Origin of the sequence: Chitinophaga sp. OAE865 (assembly GCF_040546735.1) — a bacterium.
Classification (GTDB): Bacteria; Bacteroidota; Bacteroidia; order Chitinophagales; family Chitinophagaceae; genus Chitinophaga; species Chitinophaga polysaccharea_A.
The window spans coordinates 3,749,941-3,769,491 of sequence record NZ_JBEPOF010000001.1; the positions used below are offsets into that span (position 1 = coordinate 3,749,941).

18 protein-coding genes are annotated in these 19,551 nt (G+C 49.0%); 10 read left to right on the forward strand and 8 right to left on the reverse strand.

The annotated features are described in order from the left end of the window. Nucleotides 1-6: 6 nt before the first annotated feature. Nucleotides 7-513: a low affinity iron permease family protein gene (locus tag ABIE50_RS15280; RefSeq protein ID WP_209860125.1), complete on the forward strand. Its 507-nt coding sequence runs from the start codon at nucleotides 7-9 to the stop codon at nucleotides 511-513. Nucleotides 514-572: 59 nt separating this feature from the next. Next, nucleotides 573-1,574: a glycosyltransferase family 4 protein gene (locus ABIE50_RS15285; protein ID WP_209860123.1), complete on the forward strand. Its 1,002-nt coding sequence runs from the start codon at nucleotides 573-575 to the stop codon at nucleotides 1,572-1,574. A 52-nt stretch (nucleotides 1,575-1,626) separates the two neighbouring features. Here the strand turns inward: ABIE50_RS15285 and ABIE50_RS15290 are convergent, their stop codons facing one another. Continuing rightward, a complete protein-coding gene (locus tag ABIE50_RS15290) occupies nucleotides 1,627-2,631 on the reverse strand; it encodes a glycosyltransferase family 9 protein (RefSeq protein WP_354028032.1) in 1,005 nt (334 codons plus the stop codon). Next, nucleotides 2,628-4,025, reverse strand: a complete 1,398-nt coding sequence (locus ABIE50_RS15295; RefSeq protein ID WP_209860121.1) for an MmgE/PrpD family protein — start codon at nucleotides 4,023-4,025, stop codon at nucleotides 2,628-2,630. Before ABIE50_RS15295 ends, ABIE50_RS15290 begins: the two co-directional genes overlap by 4 nt. An 83-nt stretch (nucleotides 4,026-4,108) precedes the next feature. Between ABIE50_RS15295 and ABIE50_RS15300 the strand changes: the two genes are divergently transcribed. From ABIE50_RS15300 to ABIE50_RS15320, 5 genes are all read left to right on the forward strand, one after another. Then, a complete protein-coding gene (locus tag ABIE50_RS15300) occupies nucleotides 4,109-4,366 on the forward strand; it encodes a hypothetical protein (RefSeq protein ID WP_142685259.1) in 258 nt (85 codons plus the stop codon). A gap of 325 nt (nucleotides 4,367-4,691) precedes the next feature. Next, the gene (locus ABIE50_RS15305) at nucleotides 4,692-5,960 is read left to right on the forward strand and encodes a glycosyltransferase family 4 protein (RefSeq protein ID WP_209860119.1); all 1,269 of its coding nucleotides are present in this window, start codon (nucleotides 4,692-4,694) and stop codon (nucleotides 5,958-5,960) included. Continuing rightward, nucleotides 5,957-6,541 carry a D-glycero-alpha-D-manno-heptose-1,7-bisphosphate 7-phosphatase gene (locus ABIE50_RS15310; protein WP_209860117.1) on the forward strand — a complete coding sequence of 195 codons (585 nt, stop codon included), beginning with the start codon at nucleotides 5,957-5,959 and terminating at the stop codon, nucleotides 6,539-6,541. Before ABIE50_RS15305 ends, ABIE50_RS15310 begins: the two co-directional genes overlap by 4 nt. Beyond that, the gene (gene rfaE2 / locus ABIE50_RS15315) at nucleotides 6,525-8,003 is read left to right on the forward strand and encodes a D-glycero-beta-D-manno-heptose 1-phosphate adenylyltransferase (RefSeq protein ID WP_209860115.1); all 1,479 of its coding nucleotides are present in this window, start codon (nucleotides 6,525-6,527) and stop codon (nucleotides 8,001-8,003) included. Before ABIE50_RS15310 ends, rfaE2 begins: the two co-directional genes overlap by 17 nt. A gap of 8 nt (nucleotides 8,004-8,011) precedes the next feature. After that, complete coding sequence (locus tag ABIE50_RS15320; RefSeq protein ID WP_209860113.1) at nucleotides 8,012-9,121, forward strand: glycosyltransferase family 9 protein; 1,110 nt, start codon at nucleotides 8,012-8,014, stop codon at nucleotides 9,119-9,121. On the opposite strand, the gene ABIE50_RS15325 is transcribed toward ABIE50_RS15320, so the two are convergent. The 4 genes from ABIE50_RS15325 to ABIE50_RS15340 all read right to left on the reverse strand — a co-directional run bounded on the left by ABIE50_RS15325 (nucleotide 9,096) and on the right by ABIE50_RS15340 (nucleotide 12,784). Further along, nucleotides 9,096-10,082 carry a glycosyltransferase family 2 protein gene (locus ABIE50_RS15325; RefSeq protein ID WP_209860111.1) on the reverse strand — a complete coding sequence of 329 codons (987 nt, stop codon included), beginning with the start codon at nucleotides 10,080-10,082 and terminating at the stop codon, nucleotides 9,096-9,098. The genes ABIE50_RS15320 and ABIE50_RS15325 overlap by 26 nt on opposite strands. Before the next feature lie 2 nt (nucleotides 10,083-10,084). Then, nucleotides 10,085-11,809 carry a carbamoyltransferase family protein gene (locus ABIE50_RS15330; RefSeq protein WP_209860109.1) on the reverse strand — a complete coding sequence of 575 codons (1,725 nt, stop codon included), beginning with the start codon at nucleotides 11,807-11,809 and terminating at the stop codon, nucleotides 10,085-10,087. A gap of 55 nt (nucleotides 11,810-11,864) precedes the next feature. Continuing rightward, nucleotides 11,865-12,119, reverse strand: a complete 255-nt coding sequence (locus ABIE50_RS15335; RefSeq protein ID WP_209860107.1) for a hypothetical protein — start codon at nucleotides 12,117-12,119, stop codon at nucleotides 11,865-11,867. A gap of 146 nt (nucleotides 12,120-12,265) precedes the next feature. Next, the gene (locus ABIE50_RS15340) at nucleotides 12,266-12,784 is read right to left on the reverse strand and encodes a CinA family protein (protein ID WP_209860105.1); all 519 of its coding nucleotides are present in this window, start codon (nucleotides 12,782-12,784) and stop codon (nucleotides 12,266-12,268) included. A gap of 134 nt (nucleotides 12,785-12,918) precedes the next feature. Between ABIE50_RS15340 and ABIE50_RS15345 the strand changes: the two genes are divergently transcribed. Further along, a complete protein-coding gene (locus ABIE50_RS15345; RefSeq protein WP_209860098.1) occupies nucleotides 12,919-13,833 on the forward strand; it encodes an SDR family NAD(P)-dependent oxidoreductase in 915 nt (304 codons plus the stop codon). 25 nt (nucleotides 13,834-13,858) lie between these two features. Continuing rightward, nucleotides 13,859-15,016 carry an alcohol dehydrogenase catalytic domain-containing protein gene (locus tag ABIE50_RS15350; protein ID WP_209860096.1) on the forward strand — a complete coding sequence of 386 codons (1,158 nt, stop codon included), beginning with the start codon at nucleotides 13,859-13,861 and terminating at the stop codon, nucleotides 15,014-15,016. Nucleotides 15,017-15,052: 36 nt separating this feature from the next. Here the strand turns inward: ABIE50_RS15350 and ligD are convergent, their stop codons facing one another. Together ligD and ABIE50_RS15360 are read right to left on the reverse strand one after the other, a co-directional pair. Further along, on the reverse strand, nucleotides 15,053-17,662 hold the full coding sequence (gene ligD / locus ABIE50_RS15355; protein ID WP_209860094.1) for a DNA ligase D: 2,610 nt from the start codon (nucleotides 17,660-17,662) through the stop codon (nucleotides 15,053-15,055). 28 nt (nucleotides 17,663-17,690) lie between these two features. Continuing rightward, a complete protein-coding gene (locus tag ABIE50_RS15360) occupies nucleotides 17,691-19,211 on the reverse strand; it encodes an FAD-dependent oxidoreductase (protein WP_209860092.1) in 1,521 nt (506 codons plus the stop codon). 150 nt (nucleotides 19,212-19,361) lie between these two features. Between ABIE50_RS15360 and ABIE50_RS15365 the strand changes: the two genes are divergently transcribed. Then, nucleotides 19,362-19,541 carry a hypothetical protein gene (locus ABIE50_RS15365; protein ID WP_209860090.1) on the forward strand — a complete coding sequence of 60 codons (180 nt, stop codon included), beginning with the start codon at nucleotides 19,362-19,364 and terminating at the stop codon, nucleotides 19,539-19,541. The last annotated feature ends 10 nt before the right edge of the window (nucleotides 19,542-19,551 follow it).

A 19,551-nucleotide genomic window follows, 5' to 3' on the forward strand; every position in this document is an offset into this window, starting at 1 on the left:
AATGCTATGAAAGCGCTTATCAACAAGAAAAGGCACTCCAATTTCTTTGAAACGATGGCCTCAAAAGTAATTGCCGCTACCGGCAGCCCCTGGGCTTTTTTTATAGCCCTTGCCGTGATCATTATATGGGCCGTGAGCGGCCCTGTTTTCGGCTACTCAGACACCTGGCAGCTTGTTATTAATACCGGTACTACCATCATCACTTTCCTGATGGTATTTATTATACAGAAATCGCAGAATAAAGATGCCAAATCAGTACAGCTTAAGCTCAACGAACTGATAGCTGCGAACCAGGCAGCCAGTAACAGATTGATAGATGTGGAGAATTTATCGGAAGAAGAACTGGATGTATTACATAAATACTATTGTGTAATGGTGGAAGAAACAAAGAAAAGAATGAGCATGAGAGAATCACATTCAGTGGAAGAAGCCATAGGAGATGCCCTGAGCAAACATGAGGAAGACCTGCTGAAACGTAAAAAAACGAAAAACGGCAATAAGCGGCAACAATAACTCCTTGAAGATACCGTTGTTTTGGTGTTATTATTGATGACCTCCATAAAAAATAACTTATGTACCATGTCTCTGAAAAACTGAGGATCTTTACCTGGCATGTACATGGCAGTTACCTGTACTATCTTTCCCAGGGAAATTATGAACTTTATATCCCGGTAAAGGAAAACCGTGAAGAAGGATATTACGGAAGGGGAGCAACATTCCCCTTCGGTGATAATGTGCATGAAATTCCTTTTGAAGAAGTAAAGCATTATGCGTTCGACTGTATCCTGTTCCAGTCGGAGAAGAATTACCTCACAGACCAGTTTGAGGTGCTTTCGGCCGCCCAGCAGCGGTTACCGCGTATTTACCTGGAGCACAACACCCCATCCAGGGACCCGGTGAATCAGCCGCATGTAGTAGACGATCCCATGGTATTACTGGTACACGTTACCCACTTCAACAAGCTGATGTGGAACAACAATCGTACGCCCGTTACCGTTATCCCGCACGGAGTCACGGATTCGCCATATCCCTATTGCGGTGATCTGCCCAGGGGCCTGGTAACAATTAATCATCTCAGGCAGCGCGGCCGTACCCTTGGCTGGGATATTTATGACCAGGTGAGCAGAAAGGTGCCGCTGGAGCTTGCAGGGATGGGGAACCAGGAGGGAGTCGGGGAAGTGCTTCATCCGGACCTTCCCGCTTTCCGCAGCAGGTTCAGGTTCTATTTTCACCCGGTAAGGCATACCAGCCTGGCACTGGCTGTTTGTGAGGCCATGATGCAGGGAATGCCGGTGGTAGCGCTGGCCACCACGGAATTGGTAACGGTTATTAAAGATGGAGAGAACGGGTATATACATACCGACGTAAATTACCTCACAGAAAAAATGCAATTGCTTTTAAACGATCATGATCATGCAAAGTTGCTGGGAGCACGGGCAAAGGAAACAGCGGATGCGTTGTTTAATATCACCCGCTTTACCACCGCATGGGAACAGGTGTTCCGCCAGGTAACCAGTACCGACTGGCAACCTGAAGGGCTGTTTTCTGCGGAGCCGGCGCTCACCGGGCATTAAGCCCGGTGCTGGCATTGTTTATCAGGCTTCCTGTATTTCACCGCCGGCAACATTAAGCCCGGTGGTAACACCTGCTCTCCGTACGCGCCAGTAATTCATCCGCCTTTATCAGCATCCGGTCAAAGTCGTTATGCCGCGTCCAGTCGGTGGTACAATGCAGGTGCGTGTTTAGCGGGGCCCAGCGATGCGGCTCTCCATCCATGCTGATGATTACGCTGGGAGTGGCTGTGGCGGCGGCAATATGCGATACGCCTGTACAGTTGGATACCAATGCCCTCGATTTTTTTATCAGCATTGCCATGCCACCAAGACTTAATTCCCCTGCCACATCCAAAGCAGGAAAGCGCATATAGCTTTTTACAGCCAGGGTCAGTTCCTTTTCTTCTATACTCCCGGTAAGCACTATTTTCCAGCCCTGGTCTGCAAGATGGTCGGCCATTGCGGCAAAGTAAGGAGGAGGCCATTGCCGCCAGGCGGCGCGGGACCCGGGATGCACACAAATGTAGGTATAATCGTCACAAGGCAGTTGCAGGTTCCTGAGAGAATCCCTGTCGGCGCTGGTCAGCGGAAATTCAAGATGCTTTCCTGCCGGGGGAATGCCCAGCTGCTCCAGCAGGTACAGGTGCCGCTCAATTTCATGCAGGTCTTCCGGATACAGAACAAATAGCTCGCTTTCAGGAACACTGCCTTTGGGTGTAAAGCCAGCGGTATACCTGGCGCCCATCGATTGTACCAGTGGGTTTACCAGGGTACCGTTGCCCTGCATCTGCAATATAAGATCATAGTGCTTGCTTTTCACTGAGCTCATAAAGGTATTGAACGCTGCCGGATCAGGCGGTTGTTCCGGCAGCCCGGGATAACCCGGAAATACCATTACTTCATCTATGTAATGCGAAAAGCGCTGCTGGAAAGTATTGGCCCATGGTAATCCTATAAGCGTAATATGCGCCTGTGGAAAAGCCGCTCTCAGCGCACGAAAGGCAGGGACTGCGCATAACAGGTCGCCCAGCTGTAAGGCCCTTAGTATTGCAATGCGTTGTATATGGCTGAACATCATGATTTAAAAATTATCTGTAACAGTTGATTAATACTGCTGTGCTCAAGGTCTGCTACCAATTCCATAATTTGTGCGCCGGTATTATCCGGTATCCTTCCGTTTGTAAGCCTTTTGAATTTTTCGGCTGCATCTTCCCAGGTAAATGGAGTTGTATAAAATCCTTTATAAGTATCTTTTTCCGCTTTAAATATTGTACCATTTTTCATATGGATGACTACACTGCTTTTAAGTTTGCCGGGGTAAGCCGCTGTATACGGGTCCAGCATACCTGCTACTTTCACAGGTTTATGCAAGGGGAACCTGGTATGTGTTTTTACCAGTTGTAACAGTTCCTGCACATCCGTGCGGGTGATCCGTTCAGGGGTAAGCTGGGCCGGTGTAACTTCTCCGTCCAGTAATGCGGCTGCAATTACATAAGCCATACTATGGTCTGCCTGCTCTTTGCTGTGCACCAGGGTACGGTTGCCATATTCGCCGCCGCCAACAATGTGGAAGGCGGTAAGAAAAGTGGTTACCTCCACCTGCCTGATATCCGTTGCTTTGATATGGTGTTGTTCCCTCAGCTCTACGGCCGCTGCAATAGCGCTCTGCGTATGTACTTCAGCGTTATAGGTTTTCAGGCAGCAATGCGGGATCAGTTCAAATTTATCCTGGGTCCAGTCGTACTCCAGTTTCATACCGTAAATGTCGTTGAACCCTTTTTCGGGTATTTCAAATAACTGCACCGGCCCGGTAATATCCTCCTGTGCCAGCATACAAATGGTCATACAGCCTTCATTCACCAGCGATGATGCAAGTCCTTTCCACTGCGTGGTATAAGAGGCGCGGGAGGTGACCAGCGGATGATAGCTGCAGCCCGCAATACTTAATGCATTCATCAGTTGATTTGCCGGCAGCTTCAGCAGTTTGCCAATCCCGGCGGTGGCGGAAAATGCCAGCAGGGTGGTATGGTCATGCCCTGTGATCATCACCGGTAACTGCTCTGTAAGCCGGCATTCTATCTCATACGATAAAGCCATGGCTGCCAGGAAATCGGCCCCGCTGATCTCTTTAGTGTGGGCCGCTGCCAGCAGGGCGCCAACGTTGTCGCTGGGATGGCAGGTAGATTCCTTGGCCAGGAAATTATCCATAAAATCAGGATACCTGATCAATGTGGTGTAATACTGTGCTGCAAAATTTGGAGCGAGCTTCAACGGGAACCCGGGGCCCTGTACGCCAGACAACCTGCCGAGCCCCTGCGCCACTTTTTGTGGAACAGATTCCCGTATTGAAAAAATCATGGATGCCAGGCTGTCCAGTAAATGGATTTTAAGTTGTTTGATAATGGCGGGCGGTAACGAATGAAATTCAATGCTGTCGGTATATTCCGCCATCATCTGGATCTGTGTGCTCATGTTTTTTTTATGAACGGAAACGACCAGAAACATGCCAGTTGTACTGGTGTAATAGTTGTGGTGGGTTGATAAAACCTTTTATTATGATACAACACTTAAATGCAACGGTGAATGGCCAGGCATACACGCTGGACATCCAGCCGGATACCTATAACGGCCATTCCGTGTATTACCTGCTGAACAATAACATAGGAGAAATGTTCCATCATGCCGTACCCGATAACCTCATGCTGATGGAAAACGGGGATGGTTTTACCTGCTCGCCCCGCCTCACTGAAATGGAAGGAGGGTATATTGTACAACAGATCTGGGAAGCGATACAGCAGCATAAAAAGGCATAACCATTAAGTTGCCTTATATCGGAAATGGATACATGAACTGTATCCATTTTTTTTGTGCATGCCGTGCCGGCGTATTGTAGAGATTAATACTTGTTGTGTGAATTTTATTCTATCCCATCCGCGCCCCAATGCCCGATCTTGCTACATGTTGCGCCGGTACTATATGTTTTATGGAAGCGCTTTACCATACAAGCGTTTAAATCAGGCTCATGAAATATTATGGCCGTGCCGCTGAAAACGCTTTGCCATATTGATTTGTGGCTTGGTGTTATTGTTGTTTTTTAAAAGGTAACGTTCATTAGTTTCCTGGATAAAAATTGATTGTATGAAAAGGATAGCATTTATCAGTGAGCATGCTTCCCCACTGGCAATATTAGGCGGCGTGGACGCCGGCGGCCAAAATGTGTATGTGGCGGAACTGGCAAGACAGCTTACCCAAAAAGGATATGCTGTAGATATTTTCACCCGCAGGGAGAACCGCGACTATCCCCGCTGTTTGCAGTGGAGGCAGGGGATCAGGATCATTCATGTAGATGCTGGACCGCCGGAGGTTATAGAAAAGGAGAAGCTGCTACCATATATGGCTGCTTTCCGGGAAGACATGCTGAAGTTTATCAAAGAAGAAAGAATGGATTACCTGCTTATTCATGCTAACTTTTTCATGTCGGCCCTTGTGGCAATGGAACTGAAATGTTTGCTGCATATTCCTTATGTCATCACCTTTCATGCGCTTGGGCATATCCGGCAGCTATACCAGGGAGAGAATGACCGTTTCCCGCCTGAAAGGCTTGTTATTGAAGAACAGGCGATGATGATGGCAGATGGCATCGTGGCCGAATGCCCGCAGGACCGGGAAGATCTGCTGAAGTATTACGATGCTCCGGCAGACAGGATTGCTGTTATTCCCTGTGGCGTAAATCTCGATGAGCTGTTTCCCATAGATAAACAACTGGCCCGCATCATGCTGCGGTTGCCGAAAGAAGAAAAAATATTGTTACAACTTGGCCGTATTGTTCCCCGTAAGGGAATCGATAATGTAATACAGGCATTATCGAAACTAAGCTGCCGCCGGCACCAGAACGTACGGTTGATTGTAGTAGGCGGGGATGCCAATCCAACCCAGCATAATCACGAAGCCCAGCGGCTGAAGATGCTGGCCAAAGAGCTGGGTGTAACTGCAGGGATACAGTTTGCCGGGCATAAGAACCGCGATGAACTGAAGTATTATTATTCTGCCGCCGATCTCTTTATTACAACGCCCTGGTATGAGCCATTCGGCATTACGCCGCTGGAATCCATGGCCTGTGGAACGCCCGTGATAGGCGCGAATGTGGGAGGTATAAAATACAGTGTAGCCGACGGCGTTACAGGCAAACTTGTTCCGCCAAGGGATCCTGATGCACTGGCAACAGCTATCAGCGAGCTATTGCATGCGCCTGGCAGGTTAAATGAAATGGGAGAGCAGGCGGTAAGAAGGGTACGCAAATTATTTACCTGGCAGCAGGTGGCTTCCAGGATGCACAAACTTTACAGTGAAGTACTGGCGCGAAGTGCAGGAAGAAGCGAAGCGGCTGCCATAAAAAGGGCCGTATGAAACGAGCAGTATTTATTGACAAAGACGGCACACTGATCAGGGATGAGCCGTATAATGTAGACCCTGAAAAAATTGTATTGGAGCCTTTTGCGGGAGCGTCACTCCGGCGTTTACGGCAGGCGGGTTATGCGCTGATACTGGTTACCAACCAGGCAGGCGTGGCCAAAGGCTACTTCCGTGAAATTATGCTGGTAGGTGTGTTTAATCATATCAACAGCCTGCTCCGTGATGAGGGCGCCTGGCTTGATGGCTTTTACTATTGCCCGCACCATCCGGAGGCCGCCCTGAAACAGTACCGTCAAATCTGCCAGTGCAGGAAGCCTTCTGCAGGTATGATATTACAGGCAGCAAGAGAGCACCAGGTGCACCTGCCATCCTCCTGGATGATCGGGGACATTCTTGATGATATAGAAGCCGGTAACCGTGCGGGATGTAAAACCTTGCTGCTGGACAACGGTCATGAAACGGTTTGGAACCTGGAAGCAAACCGGGCTCCATTGCACAAGGCAGATTCATGGCCGGCTGCAGCGGATATTATTATAGAACATTCAAAGAACCCTGTATATGGATTTACTTATTAAACAGATGTGTACCCCGGAAAAAAAATTATCTGTACTGGTAATTGGTGATTTGTTGCTCGACATATACATGAAAGGAGAGAGCCATCGCCTTTGTCCTGAGGCCACAGCGCCGGTAATAGAGGTGAGAAGCAGGGAGTATGCTGCCGGAGGCGCAGGCAATACAGCCATCAACCTGGCTGGCCTTGGAATGAAAGTGACCTGCCTCGGCATTACCGGGAATGATCCGGCAGCCAGGCAGCTGAAACAATTGTTCAACCGTCATCATATTACCGCTTGTTTCCTTTCCCCGCAAAACCGCCGCACCATCTGTAAAACCCGGCTGATGTCCGGCCCTCAGCTTATTGCACGTTATGACACCGGCACAGAAACCGCTATCAGCCCTGACACGGAAGACGAGGTGATACAACAACTGGAACGGATATACGGAAATTTTGATGCCGTAGTGCTGGCCGATTACCAGAAAGGACTACTAACGCCCCGGGTTATCAATGCCCTGGAACGCCTGCAATCCCGTTACCGGCCTTTTCTTGCCGTGGATGCAAAAGATCTCACCGCTTACCGCGAACTCCAACCGGCACTGGTAAAACCCAACAGTGAGGAGATTGCCCGTTTACTGAAACTGAAGCTCAACAGCAGTAACAGGCTGGAGACCCTGCAACAGGCAGGCGGGAAAATATTCAAAGCTACCGGCGCCCGCATCACCGCGGTAACACTTGATGAAGCGGGAGCGTTGATTTTTGAGGAAGACAGGCTGCTGTTGCACACACCCGCAAAGAAAGTATTATATCCGCAGGTATCCGGCGCCGGGGATAGTTATATCAGCGCTTTCACTGCAGCCTGCCTGCATGGCGCAGGCCCGGCGGAAGCTGCTGCTGTAGCAGGTATGGCAGCCGGTATAGCCATCAGTAAAAGCAGTACGGCCTGCTGCACTTCCAGCGACCTGCTGGCGGCAGTTGCGCTTGACAGCAAGGTACTAACGGATACGGTTACACTGGAAGCACTGGGCAACCTGTACCGTAGTAATGGCAGGAAGGTAGTGTTCACCAATGGTTGTTTCGATATTCTTCACAGCGGCCATGTGAATTACCTCTGCCGTGCACGGGAGCTGGGCGATGTGCTGATTGTGGGCATTAATACAGACGACAGTATACGCCGCCTGAAAGGAAGCGACCGGCCTGTAAACACACTTGCTGAACGTATGCAGGTGCTGTCAGGGCTTGGCGCAGTAACGCACATCATCCCGTTTGGCGACGTTGCCGATGATACGCCGGCGCCGCTGATCACTGCGCTGCGGCCACAGGTGTTTGTAAAAGGAGGGGACTATTCCCTGGAAGACCTGCCGGAGGCGCGCCTGGTGGAGGAACTGCAGGGAGAGGTGGTTTTGCTGCCATTGGTAAAAGGAAGATCCACCACTGCAATTATCCGTAAAATATCCGCCTGGCAATTATCACATCCTGCTTAATGCATATTATGAATGTACATTGGAAAGATTGTAAGAAAATATTGTGCATCCGCCTGGATAATATGGGCGATCTGCTTATGAGCACACCCGCTTTCAGGGCCTTAAAGGAGTCCTTTCACTGCCACCTTGCCCTGCTTACTTCCGCTGCCGCTGCACCGGTAACGGCAGATATCCCGGAAATTGACCAGGTCATTATTTTCAATGCACCCTGGGTAAAACACGATCATGTGGCTACGCCTGAAACCTACCGGGAACTGGTAGAAACCCTGAGAAAAGAACGCTTTGATGCGGCTATTATTTTTACCGTATACAGCCAGAACCCGTTACCCGCCGCTATGCTGGCTTTTGAAGCCGGAATACCGTTGCGGCTCGCCTATTGCCGCGAGAACCCCTACCAGCTCCTGAGCCACTGGATCCCCGATGAAGAGCCGCTCCACATTATTCATCACCAGGTTGAGCGCGATCTTAACCTTGCTGCTTATGCCGGCGCAGAAGTGATCAGCACAAAGTTATCGCTGCAAACACATGAAACCCATTGGCCGGGCATCATAAAGAAAATGAGGCTGTATGGAGCTGATCATCTTAAACCCTGGATCGTAATGCACCCTATGGTACAGGACGCGAAGCGGCAGTATAACTTTCATAAATGGGTGGAAATAGGCCGGCAGGTCATTGCCCGGCACCAATGCCAGTTACTGATCACCGGTAACACCGGAGAAGAGGCAGATGCGGAAACCCTGAAGGAAGCTATCGGTGAAGGGGCGGTTAACCTGGCTGGAACACTGTCTGTTGCTGAATTCGCCCTGTTGATCAGGAAAAGCCCGCTGGTAATTTCTGTTAACACAGGCACCATTCATATTGCGGCGGCTACCGGTACACCGGTAGTAGTGCTGTATGCGCTTACAAATTTACAGCATACGCCCTGGCGGGTGAGAAATGAAGTATTATATTTTGATGTGCCCCCTGCACTGCAGAGCAGGAATGTACTGCTGCAGTATTCCTACCACCGGATCCCCAAGCACCGGCTGAAGAAAGCCACCGTGGAAAATGTGTTGAAGGCGGTGGACAAACTGCTGCAGCCTGCCGGATCATCTACAGAAAAAAAGCCCGGTATTTAATGCTCCCGTAAAAATGCCAGTAGATAGACAATAACGGGATAAAAGCAGAGGTATACAGCATCTCCAGCATATGCGGCAGCTGCCGGCTGGTGTGCATTAAGCGCTGGGCGGTAAAATACAACCAGCCCAGTATCCAGCATCCCAGCAGCAATGCGGCTGCCGGCAAATTGCCTGCTAACAGGCAAATAATGAAAGCGGCCAGGCTGCCGGTCATCAGGTAGTATTTCAGCGGAGGTGATTGCCGGATCCGGGTTTTATACAGGTCGGGATATTTCCGGAAAAGCAACGCATTAAAAATGCCTTTGCGCTGGTCGGCTAAACTGCTTCCCCAGCTGCTTTTGCGCACAGGATGAATTACCCTGGCCACCGGCAGGTACCTGATAGGAATACCATGTTTAAGCAAATTGAATTCCAGGTCGCTGTCTTCCCGCCAGGCCATGGTAAACTGTTCATCAAACCCGCCGGTAAGTTCCAGTGCGGCTTTTGTGCATGCGCAGTTCGCCGTGATAAATTCAGCTTTGGCCAGGTGGGAGGTATTGAATGCGTGATCAGTGATTGCCGGTTGCTCAGGCAACGGCACTATTACTTTACCGGTATAGGCTACCAGGTCGTCGTCCTTCCGGTGATGCTGCCAGATGCGGTTCAGCCATTCGGGGTCTGGCCGGCAATCGTCGTCAGTAAAGGCAATGATTTTTGCAGCGGCGTTTTTCCATCCTTTGTTCCTGGCGGCTGCCGGTCCGCTTTTACGCTGCAGGCTCAGGTATTTCAGCTGCAGCAGCCCCGTTGCTTTCCATGAGTTAACTACTTTTCTGGTGGCAGCATCAGGGCCATCGCTTACCACCAGTACTTCAAATGCCTCACTGTCGAAGTGTTGCAACGCCAGTGCATGAATACATTCCATCAGCAGCTGTGGCCTGGAATACGTAGGGATCACCACGGAGATCTTTATATCTTTTGTCATCGTTATTGTTTTTTTTCAACAAGGAAAGAACCAATTACCAGTGCATCAAAAGGGGACGACCAGAAACACTCAAGTGCATCCCGAGGCGTGCATACAATGGGTTTGCCCAATGTGTTAAAAGAAGTATTGATCAGCACAGGCACACCGGTTTTCTTTTTAAAAGCCTGCAGCAGCTGGTAATAAGCCGGATGCTGGGCCTCATTCACGGTTTGGATACGTGCGGTGCCATCCACATGGGTAACGGCCGGGATAAGGGCCCGCTTGTCTTTTCGCACAGGATATACAAACAACATGTAGGGCGATTGTTTTGCATTTTCAAACCATTCGGCGGCATCTTCTTCTGTCACCACCGGCGCTACCGGCCGGAAATCCTCCCGGTCTTTCACTTCATTCAGCCTCGCCTGCATATCTTCATGCAGGGGAGAGGCAAGAATGGAACGGCTTCCCAGCGCCCTGGGGCCGAATTCCATCCGCCCCTGGAACCAGCCGATAATCTTGTCGGCAGCCAGCAGTTCTGCGGCTTCTTCTGCAATATTATTCAGCCTGCGGTAGGGCGTTTTGGTCCATTTGAGGAACTGTTCAATCTCTTCATCCCCGTACGCTGGTCCCCAATAGGCATGATCCATCACAAAATCCTTTCCCTCCGGGTTCCGCTTCCTGGCATCCAGCCACAGGGCTGCGCCCAGCGCGGTGCCTGCATCCCCGGCCGCCGGTTGCACCCACATATTTTTGAAGATACCGGCATCACGGATGGTGGCATTCAATACGCAATTCAAGGCTACGCCGCCGGCAAAGCAAAGGGTATCGCTCTTTGTTTCCTGTTTCAGCCAGGAAGCAAGTGCCAGCACACTCTCCTGCAACACCTGCTGCATGGAGTGTGCAATGTTGAAATGGTGCGCAGTGAAGGGATCATTCTTTTTCCGTTTGGGGCCCAGTATCTCTTCGAGGTCTACATCTTCCACCTGGTACTGCCCGTTACCGGAAAGGGAAATAATATCCCGCAATACGTTTACAAAAACAGGTTTGCCATAGGATGCCAGCGCCATCACCTTGTATTCATCGGAAGAGTGCAGGAATCCAAGATGCGTCGTGATCTTTTCGTATAGTAGTCCCAGTGAGTGCGGCATATTTACCTGGCTGATCCTTTCCAGGGTGTTCCCGAAGCCGTTGCTGAAAGTAGTGGTAGCTCTTTCTCCACGGCCATCGATGGTCATTACGGCCGCTTCATGATAAGGAGAAGGAAGAAACGCGCTGGCAGCATGGCAGAGATGGTGGTCGATATAGTGCCACTGTTCAGGTTTGCTGTTACCCTGGTAAAAGCTGGACTGCAGGTGATGCGGATACCCGTCGTTCAGCTGTCCCCTGGCGTTTACAATAGCCTGCAGGAACAGCGGATCCCAGGGCGATTGCCATTTCTCTGCGGTAAGTGTTCCCGCAGGAAACAGCGGCAGCCTTATTTCTTCTGTGCTGGCTACCTCCGGCTCCATGAGCTGGTAGGGATCAAAAGAGTAAGCAAAATGATCCACCTCGTTAATATGAATACCGGCGGTGCGCAAACAATAATCTATGGCATGAAAAGGCAGCTCGTAAGCTGCAAAAGGAATGGGTCTTTTCCCGTGCTTGATATGCGTGAACCGTTCGTCTTCTGCCGCAGCTATCAGCTGCCCGTCTTTTACAAGACAGGCAGCCGAGTCATGAAACGCGGCATTTATACCTAATGTATACATCTCCGGAAATTAAATTGAAAATAAAAAATGGGTTAGTAAGGGGAAACGCTGAGGATCACTGGCTGGCGGAATTTTCTTCATCCCAGTCGATGTTATCAGCTTCCTCATCTGAAAGATTATTTTCTTCCAGGTCATTTTCATCTAAAACAGGATCAGTGTCTTCCACTTCCTGGTCTGCTTCTTCATCAGCAGTTAATCCTGTATCCAGGTCTTCTTCTTCACGGGCAGCATTTTGTGTATTAGCATGGCTGCTGAATCCTCCGCTTACCTGTTTGTTGGGAGTGGCTTGTTTTGATGTTTGCTTTTCCATAGTCTGAGTTTTTTAAGAGCTGGTTCAAAGACTACGCCACGCCATCCCTCCAAAGCGATTGTTCTGTACCTGCGGAAAGTGTTACCCATTCATTGGGTAATCCGGTTACAGTGTGGGAGTTATTTTTCAGCATGTAACCGCTTCTGTTATTTTTTTACGGGAGAATAAGGAAGATGTAAGGCTTCCTTGAAAAGCACAAGCAGCTCATGGGTATAATACTGTCGTACTGCTACCGGATCATTGTTGTGGCCGGCTCTCAAAATCCCCTGTGATACAGGATGCCCTTTAAAGCTGAAAGCATAATAAGCAAAGAGATCGTCGATCCCCAGCTCAGGCACCGGGGAGGCATAACCGGTAATGGCAATGCCCCAGTCTGCCGCAAACAAAGGCCCTACAGCCACTGCCATCTCCAGGGCAACTTTTTCAGATACACAATCACACAGCTGTCCATGAATGGGATCAATATTCAGATGTTTTGTTTTTTGCCCCAGGTTGTAAGTGGTAATGCCGCCCTGGAAAAATTCCATGGCTTTTTCAGCGAGCGAGAGCGCTACCTGCAGGTGGCCGGCAGTAACGCTTTCAGCCACTGCTACTGTTTGCTGGTTGCCGGTAAGAAGCTGCCGGATATGGCTTAATAATTCAGTATCAGTTTCTGATCGATACATTTTTTTAAGTGTTTTCTTTATCACACTAAATCCTGTGCCAACAGCACGCTGAACAGTAACATCGTTAAATTACCGGCCCTGTCTTTGCTGCCGGTTTTTTAAAATCATTTCTCCACACGCTCAAACTTTTTTCTATGGCAACCGTGAATGTTAACAACAGGAATGAATATGCATTAATCACCGGCGCTACCAGCGGTATTGGCTACGAACTGGCTAAATTGCTGGCGGCCGACAGTTACAATCTTGTTCTTGTAGCCAGGAACGAGGACCGTTTGCAGGAGGTAACTGATGAACTGAAAACCGCTTACGGTATAGAAGTAACACCCATTGTAAAAGACCTGTTCATACCTTCTTCCGCTGCTGAAATTTATGCACAGACCCAGGACATGGGTATTAATGTGGATGTGCTGATCAATGATGCCGGCCAGGGAGAATGGGGACCTTTTCTTGAAACAGATCTTAACAGGGATGTAGACATTATCCAGCTGAATATTATTTCATTGCTGTCGCTCACAAAATTTTACCTGAAACACATGCAGCAGCGCAATAAGGGCCGTATCCTGCTGTTGGGCTCAGAGGCAGGAACCACGCCCATGCCGCTGCTGTCTGTGTACGCCGCTACAAAGGCCTTCGTTATTTCCTTTGGTGCAGCGCTGTCGGAAGAATTGCGCGATACCGATGTAACCGTTACCGTATTACTCCCCGGGGCAACGGATACAGATTTCTTCCACAAGGCCCACCAGGAAGACACCGTTACATACCGTGAGAAAACACTGGCTCCGCCGGAGGTAGTAGCGAAGGATGGTTACAATGCGATGATGAATGGAGAACGGAAGATCATCTCCGGTGCAAAAACAAAGATGCATGTATGGATGAGCGACCTGCTGGGTACTACCAAAGCAGCCGCCAATGCGCGCAAACTGAATGAGCCCAGTAAAGAAGCGCTTGGTGAAAAAAAACCGGAGCATGCCGCTTCCCGGAAAGAACGGGAATATATCAACGAGGAAAGCCGCCGAAGCGATGGTGATCTGAACCAGGATGTAAACTGATCCCTAACATAAAATAAAAACATGTATGAAGGCTGCTGTATTTCACCACCCGGGCAATATCAGTGTAGACACGGTAGAAGACCCCAAACTGGAAAAAGACACGGATCTTATCCTGAAAGTAACGTCAACGGCTATATGTGGATCAGACTTGCATATTTATGACGGATTTTTCCCCCAACCCAGGCCACAGGTACTGGGGCATGAATTTATGGGAATTGTGGAGGAAACAGGAAAAGGAGTTACTCATCTCAAAAAAGGCGACAGGGTAGTGGTGCCTTTCCCCGTTTCCTGCGGCAGCTGCTATTTTTGCCAGCATAGTATGCCGGTTCACTGCGAACATTCCAACCCGGAACATTATGGTCCGCAGGGCGATATGATGAAGGGAAAAGGTGGCGGCCTCTATGGCTACACAGATCTGTATGGCGGTTACAGCGGTGGCCAGGCGGAATATGTCCGCGTAATGTATGGCAATATAAATCCCCGCAGGGTACCCGACCATTTGTCTGATGAACAGGTATTATTCCTCACCGATATATTTCCTACCGGTTGGTCTGCTATCGACTGGGGCCGGCTTAAAGGAGGCGAAACGGTAGTGATATTCGGCTCCGGGCCTGTGGGGCTTATGGCGCAGAAAGCGGCATGGCTGCAGGGCGCCGGCAGGGTAATAGCGGTTGACCCGCTGGGTTATCGCCTGGAAAAAGCCCGGCAGGTGAACAAAGTGGAAACCCTTAACCCGCACGAAACAGATGTAGTGGAGGCCATTCGTGATATGACGGCCGGCAGGGGGGCAGATGTATGTGTGGACGCAGTGGGAACAGAAGCGGAACGCTCTTTTTTTGATAAAGTGAAAGCAGTGGTCAATGCAGAGAAAGGCACTGCGAAAGTAATGGAGCAATGCTTTGAAGCGGTACGCCGTGGAGGAGTGGTATCTGTAGTGGGAGTATACGGAAGCCCGTACGACAACTTCCCTGTTCACCGCATCTTTGACAAAGGGCTCATCCTGCAGTTCGGACAGGCGCCGGTTCAGAACTACATCGATAAGTTACTTGGCCTTGTAGAACAGGGACAGGTGATCCTCGATGATATTATAAGCCACCAGTTGCCTTTGTCTGAAGCATCGCATGCCTATAATATTTTCAAGCATAAGGAAGATGATTGTGTGAAAGTGATCCTTAAACCCTGATAAATAAATGGGCCTGCATGGTTGCAGGCCCATTTATTATAGTAAATGCTGCAGTTTGCCCAGCACCGTTTTCATGTTAATGCCTTTCCCCAACAGCCCTTTTAACAGGTCGCCTTCTTCAGCTATGCGCCGGGGCATGTTGTGAATATTGAAATCGGCCACTTTCAATCCCTTCTTCACTTCTTCCCAACGCAGCGGGGCAGATACGGTTGCTCCCGGTTTGGGACGCAGCGAGTAGGCCACCGCCATTGTTTGTATCTGCCGGTTCTGCATAAAATCAAGATAGATCTGACCCTTTCTTTTGGATGGAGTTCTCAGCACACTGGTGCTGTCCGGTAATTGTTTATTGGCAATATTCACGATCAGTTCAGCCAGCATACGCGATTGATCAAAGCTATACCTGGCTCCCAGCGGAATAAGTATATGCATGCCCGTAGCCCCGGATGTTTTTACAAAAGACGGTGCGCCTATTTCCTCTAAAATATCTTTGATCACCAGTGCGGTGTCAATTACTTCATTAAAGGAGTTGGTATCCGGATCAAGATCTATGAGGCAATAGTCCGGTTCATCCGGATGCTGTATCCTGCTATGCCAGGGATTTAGCTCAATACAGCCAAGGTTGGCCATGTACAACAGCGTCGCCTTATCTTTACATACCAGGAATGATTTTGTTTCCCCATCCGATTCGCTGGTATATGGGAAAGTAGGGATCCAGTCTGCCACTTTATCTTCCACGTTCTTCTGGTAAAAATTAAAGCCCTTTATGCCTTCTGGAAACCTGTTGAGCGACTGTGGCCGGTCTTTCAGGTAGGGCAGGATCGTATCGGCCACGGCAGCGTAATAATTGATCATATCGCGCTTGGTAATACCTTCATCGGGCCAGTATAGTTTATCGAGGTTCGTGAATTTCAACAACTGCCCGTCTACTTCTATTGTTGCCTGTTTATCTCCCTCCGGTAAAAATGGCGCTGTATCCTTTTTACGTGAGCTTGTTTTTTTTACGGCAGGCGGGTTAACAATTTTTACATCCTTTTCGTCTGCCGCTTTTTTATCTTCCCTTAATCCCATAAACACCGGCTGCCGCAGGATGCCTTCCCGTGTTATCTCTGCAAACTTTACTTCACATACCAGCACCGGTTTCAGCCAGGTAGCCGGCATGTTGGTCTGTGGCTTTGTTTTAAACGGATGTTTGGATGTAATAAGCGGCTGGAACTTTGCAAAAAGATCTTTTAACAGCTGATCGTTAAACCCGCCACCGGTATGACCAATATACTTCAATTCCTTTCCTTCATATTTTCCGAGTATCACGGCGCCAAAATGTTTGCGGCTGTTGCGGCCCGCCGTATACCCGCAGATGATAGCTTCCATCCGGTGGCTGTTCTTGATCTTTAACCAGCTTTCTGTTCTGCGCCCGATGATATAATGACTGCCGGATGCCTTGGCCATAATGCCCTCCAGGCCCTTGTCGATGGCCGCCTGGTAAAACGCAATACCCTGACCGCTGATATGGTTGCTGTAAAGGATCACATCCTGGTTTGCCGGGATGATGTCTGCCAGTATAGCTTTGCGTTCTTCCAGCGGCAGCTGTGTAAGGCTTTTGCCATTGTACCAGGGAAGATCAAAGAGGTAATAGACCAGGCGTGCCTTTTTACCATGTTTAAAATAGTTTTGTAATGCCTGGAAATCAGGATTGCCATTTTCATCTACAGCTACTATCTCACCATCTGTTACTGCCTTTACTTTCCATTGCTGCAGGGCGGTGGTGATCACACTGAACTTTTCATTGAAGGAAAGCTGGTTACGCGAAAGCAGTTCCACTTTGCCGTTATTAAGATAGGCTACAGCGCGGTAGCCGTCCCATTTTATTTCGTATAGCCAGTCTTCTTTATCAAACGGGGTATCTGTAACAGCTGCCAGCATAGGCTTAATGCCTTTAGGCATGGGAGCAGATCTCCCTTTTTTCAGCAGTGCTTCAGGCGTATCAGTAGCAGGTGTAGCCGCTTTTTTCCTGGCTGTTGTTTTAGCAACCGTGGTTTGTTCACGGTTGCTTTTCCATATTTTGTGATCCGGGTTTTTTGCGATCTGCTCAATCGTTTTCCCTGAGATCACTGATTTATTTTTAGTGGTAACATCTGTTTCAGAAGCGTAGCGGTCTTTTACTTTCATAAGCAGCCACGCGTTTTCTCCTCTGCCGGAGGCTTTCACGAGAGCGAAGCTGCCTTTGAGCTTTTTCCCCCTGAGCACAAACTTCAGTTTACCGCTGTGCAGCTGGTGGAGCAGGTCTTTGGTTTGTTGTTTCTTATCTGCATGATCCTGTTCAGCTGGTTCATAAGTGCCTTCATCCCATACCATCACCGTACCGGCGCCATAGTTGCCTTCAGGTATGATGCCTTCAAAATCCTTATAGTTATACGGGTGGTCTTCCACCATCATTGCCAGCCGTTTAACTGCCGGGTCCATCGATGGGCCCTTAGGCACCGCCCAGCTTTTCAATACGCCTCTCATTTCAAGACGGAAGTCGTAATGCAGGTGTGAGGCATCGTGCTTTTGTACAACAAAGTGTAGCGCCTGATCCTCACTTTTTCCGCCGGTAGGCTCAGGCGTTTTGGTAAAGGTTCTTTTTTGCCGGTACTTTTCCAGGCTCATATGTAAGGAGTTTATTGCTATAACGTTTTCAGGTGATGTCCAGTTGTTCCAGTCCCTGATCAGCCGGGGTATTAAGCACTTTGCCTTCTATATCATAACGGGCGCCGTGACAGGGGCAGTCCCATGAGCGCTCGGCAGTATTCCAGCCCACTTCGCATTTCATATGCGTGCAGATCGGTTTTACCGCATACAATTTACCTTGTTCATCTTTATAAACAGCAATTTTCTGGTTTTCATACTCCACTACCTTGCCTTCGCCGGGAGCTATACCCGCAAGCGCTTCCAGCTGTTCACCAGAGAAGAATTTGCCCATAAATTGTTTCACTACATCTGCATTATGGGAAATGAACTGGCTGAAACCAGCCACAGGTTTAAGCCTGTTAGGATCAAACAATAATTCATTTTTAGGATTTTGCCCCAGGATGAGGCGCTTTAATAACAACGCAGCCACACTGCTGTAGGTCATGCCGTTGCCTCCATAACCGGTGGCCACGTAGATGTTATCTTCCGTGCCCGGAAGCCGGCCAATGTATGGTAAGCCATCTACCGGTTCATAGTATTGAGAAGACCACCTGTATTTTATTTCCTTCACCTTGAAGTGCTGCCTGATATGAGCTTCCAGCTTCAGGAAACATTGTTGGGTATTTTCCTGTTCACCGGTTTTATGATCTTCTCCTCCTGCTATCAGGTATTTTTGCCCGTCTACTTCCTGTGTCCTGTAATAGTGATAGGGGTCATACATATCGTAAATAAGTTCTTCGGGGTACTGCCCGTTCTCCAGTGTAAAAGCCATGACATAGCTGCGGTACGGGGTACAGCGCAGATGCAGCAGGTTGATACCGGTTGGAATATGCGTAGCATAGATCACCGCTTTCGCTTTAAAGGCGCCTGCATTGGTAGTAACTGTTACGGTGTTATTATTTTCAATGCCGGTAACCCGGCATTGCTGTAAGATGGCGCCGCCTGCTGTTTCAAATGCCCGGGCCATGCCCTGAATGTATTGCAGCGGACTGAAGGTAGCCTGTTCTCCCGCCTGCATAGCTCTGGTAAAAGGAATATCCACCGGGAGGCTGTCGATGGCGTTCATTTCAAGCCCGGCTTCAGCAGATGTTTTTGCAATTTTATCCAGCTCTTTATCCTGTTCCTCATTTTGAGCAAACAGGATAGCGTTTGCGTCACGAAATCCACAGTCAATTCCCCATCTGCTGATATTATGCCTGATCAGTGCAATAGCTTCCGTGGCACTTGCATATACCTGCTGTGCGGCTTCTTTTCCGAAGTTCTTTTGGATCTGGTAATAAGGAACATCCAGCAGGGTGTTCAGGTGTGCCGTGGTGCCGCCGGAGGTACCATAGCCAATGTTCCCGGCTTCCAGCAGCAGGCAGTTCTTACCTTCATCCTGTAAAAGAAAGGCTGTGCTTATTCCGGTAATACCTCCGCCGATAATGATCACATCATATAGCGTTTCCGGTTGGGCTTTATTGCTTTCTGCAAAGGGGGTGGCGTGGTCCTGCCAGAGGCTGGTGGTATATGCATCTCTTGCTATCATAACAGTTGATTTAATATTTTAACCACATGTAAAACTATGCCATGTAACAAAAGACCTTCCTGTTACGGCTCATATCGCTGTTTATACTGGCATGATTTTGCCGATTTTTTTTATGCATGAATATTTTTTTAAGATCTAAAAAGATGAGTTATGGTACAGCATGATCAGCAACAAAATCCTTCAGACAAGCCCTTTTCAAAGAGTGACCTGTTAGGTAAACAGGAGCAGTCGGAACCGGCACAGATCCAGTCTGAAAATGATATTGAAAAAGAGGAAAATGAGGATATAGATGGAGAAAGGAAGCAGGAAGAAGATACCGGCGAAGAATAATAAAACTATT